We start from the raw sequence: 2933 nt of genomic DNA, 5'->3' as shown, positions 1-2933 counted from the left end.
TGCAAAGGGGCCCGAGCCGGAGGCCGTCGCGATCGGCACGATCGGCAAGCGCACCTACGCCTTCATCGGGCTCGAGCGCGTGGGCGGGATCATGGTCTACGACGTCACGTCGCCTGCGGACTCGACGTTCGTGACCTACGTCAACAACCGCGACTTCGCCGCCGACCCCGAGTCACCCGAGGCGGGCGACCTCGGGCCCGAGGGCTTGGCGTTTATCGATGCCAAGGACTCCCCGACCGGAGCGCCGATGCTGGCGGTGGCCTCCGAGGTCTCCGGCACCACCACGCTGTTCGCGATCGACGTCGAGGACAACGGCAAGGGATCAGGCAAGAAGAAGGGTCGGGACCGGGGCGGCAAGCAGGGTGGCCACCCCGCACCGAGCTCCGGCAGCAAGCCCTGGCAGGCGGGCTGGAGCGGCGGACCCGGCAAGCACCTCGCCTGCTGACGCAGCACCAGCCCTGACACTGGGCCCGGCGGCCCACGCTCTTTGGCCGCCGGGCCCGTTGCCATCTCCCCCCACTTGCGCTTGACGCGACGTCAACTTCTAGGCTCGTCGTCATGAGCACCACACACCTCCGCGAAGGCGACTCCCTCGACATCGCCCGCGCCGCCCGCCTGAGCGGCGTCAGCAGCCGAACCCTGCGCCACTACGACAGCATCGGCCTGCTGACTCCCGCGTGGACCGGCCACGACGGACGCCGCCACTACGAGAACGAGCAGCTGCTCCGTCTGCAGCACATCCTCGTGCTGCGCGAACTGGGCGCGAGCCTGGACCGCATCCGGGAGATCGTCGACGCGGACGACCCCGCGATCACCATGGCGCACCTGCGCGACCATCTCGCCGGCCTCGCCGCCGAGCGCGACCGCTACGCGCGCCTCGCCGCGACCGTGGCAAGCACCATCGACTCCCTCGAGAAAGGAACCACCATGACCACCGACCAGATCTTCGACGGCTTCGAGCACACGAAGTACGAGCCCGAGGCCCGCGAGCGCTGGGGCGACGACGCCGTCGATACGTCGAACGAGCGCTGGGCCAGCCTGGGCAAGGACGGGCAGCAGCGCCACCTGGATGCGCACCGCGAGATCGTCGAGGCGCTGGGCGCCGCGATCCGCGTGGGCTTCGCACCGGACAGCGACGAGCTGCAGGAGATCGTCGCGAAGCACTACGCCTGGGTGTCGCTGTTCTGGACCCCCACCGCGGAGACCTACCGCGGACTGACCCAGATGTACGTGGACGACGAGCGCTTCCGCCGCAACTACGACGAGGTCGCACCGGGCGCGGCTGCGCTGCTGCGGGACGCCGCGGACGTGTGGGCGGAGCGCAACCTCTAGGTGGAACCTGCGTCCCAGCAGTCGCTGAGTGCCGAGAATCGCCAGATCCCGGCACTCAGCGACTGCCAGCGTGCAAACGGGGGCGCCGTCGCCCGCGCCAACCCAGCCCGCGCATCGGCCCTACCTCGGGTGAAATTTAGTTGAATCGGGAATAGTTGAGCCGTCATGTAATGTTGACCGCACTGTCGCCCCCACGCGCGTGGCGATGGCACCCCTGACCCGTTCTGGAAGGAATCACCATGCCCCGCATCGGCATCATCGTCGGCTCGATCGCCGGCAACTCGATCAACCGCAAGGTCGCGAACGTCCTGCCCGCACTCGCGCCCGAGGGCACCGAGTTCGAGTTCCTCGACATCGCCGACCTACCGCTGTACAACTACGAGCTCGACGGCGACTGGCCCGAGGTCGCGACCGCGTGGAAGAACGCGCTCGCGGGCGTGGACGGCGTGATCTTCGTGACGCCCGAGTACTCGCGGTCGATCCCCGGCGCGCTCAAGAACGCCATCGACTGGGCGTCGCGTCCGTGGGGCCAGAACTCCTTCACCGGCAAGCCCAGCGCCGTGATGGGCGTGTCGATCAGCCCGCAGGGCACGGCGATGGCGCAGCAGCACCTGCGCAACATCCTGGCCCACTCGGACTCCCCCACCCTGGGCCAGCCCGAGACCTTCTTCCAGTTCCGCGCGGACGCGTTCGGCCCGGACGGATCGCTCCAGGACGAGACCCAGATCTCGATCCTGCGCACCTTCATCGAGGCCGCCGTCGCTCACGTCGACAAGCACGCGCGCGTGGCCGCCGGCGTCTGACGCACGCTACGCCCTGAAGCGGCCGTCCGGGAACACCCGGGCGGCCGCTTGGCGTTGCACCAGGCATGACCGACCTGTGGTGGGCCCGCCGCGACCTGCGCCTGCACGACAATCCCGCGCTGCTCGAGGCGCAGTCCTCGGGCCCGGCCGCGGCCGTCTTCGCCTGGACTCCCGCGCTCCACTTCTGGTCCGGCCGGCGCCGCGCGCACCTCGCTCGCGTGCTGTGGGCGCTCAGGGACGCGACGCGCGGGGCGCTCGCCGTGAGGCGGGGAACGGCGGCCGATGCGGTGCTCGCCGCCGCACGGGAGGCCGATGCGCGGGTGGTCTGGGCGGCGCAGGAGTACAGCCCCGCGGGGGTCGCCGAGCAGGACGCGGTCACGGTCGCACTCGAGGAGGACGGCCGTGAATTGCGCTTCGAGGGGTCGCCCTACGCGGTCGCGCCGGGACGCGTCACCAAGGGCGACGGCACTCCCTACCGCGTGTTCACGCCATTCCGGGGCGCGTGGCGCGACCACGGCTGGCGTGCTCCGGCGGACGGGGCGGACCCCGGATCCTTCGTCGCAGTGGAATCCGACGTCGACCTCGACCAGCACGCCGCGCACGGCGACACCGAGGACCCTCTCGAGCGCCCCGCCGAGTTTCGCGAGGACCGGATCCTGGAGGACCTGAACGGCTGGATCGACAGCTCCCTGATCCACTACTCCGACGAACGCGACCGCCCGGACCTCGACTCGACGTCGCACCTGTCGGTCGCCCTCGCGTTCGGGCAGCGCTTCGAGCTGGCTGGCGAGGCCATCC

General features: G+C 70.5%; 3 protein-coding genes and 1 pseudogene. All 4 read left to right on the top strand.

What is annotated here, in order from left to right; translation table 11 throughout:
* A pseudogene (locus QZ483_RS13370) lies at nt 1–445 on the top strand (cell wall protein); the annotation flags it as partial.
* Nucleotides 446–558: 113 nt separating this feature from the next.
* Nucleotides 559–1332 (top strand): MerR family transcriptional regulator, encoded by a 774-nt coding sequence (locus QZ483_RS13365; protein WP_297084840.1) that lies wholly within the window; start codon nt 559–561, stop codon nt 1330–1332.
* A 239-nt stretch (nt 1333–1571) separates the two neighbouring features.
* Nucleotides 1572–2135, top strand: coding sequence for an NADPH-dependent FMN reductase (locus QZ483_RS13360; protein ID WP_297084837.1), 564 nt, complete (start codon nt 1572–1574; stop codon nt 2133–2135).
* Between the two features lie 65 nt (nt 2136–2200).
* Nucleotides 2201–2933, top strand: a 733-nt coding sequence (locus tag QZ483_RS13355) for a deoxyribodipyrimidine photo-lyase (RefSeq protein WP_297084835.1), incomplete at its 3' end; no start/stop codon positions are given.

Source organism: uncultured Demequina sp., from assembly GCF_913055775.1.
GTDB lineage: Bacteria > Actinomycetota > Actinomycetes > Actinomycetales > Demequinaceae > Demequina.
This window is presented reverse-complemented; position numbering and strand designations above follow the sequence as displayed.

Bases quoted from the DNA above. Each gene is read 5' to 3' on its own strand.
- QZ483_RS13365 (WP_297084840.1), top strand. From the start codon at position 559: ATGAGCACCACACACCTCCGCGAAGGCGACTCCCTCGACATCGCCCGC.
- QZ483_RS13360 (WP_297084837.1), top strand. From the start codon at position 1,572: ATGCCCCGCATCGGCATCATCGTCGGCTCGATCGCCGGCAACTCGATC.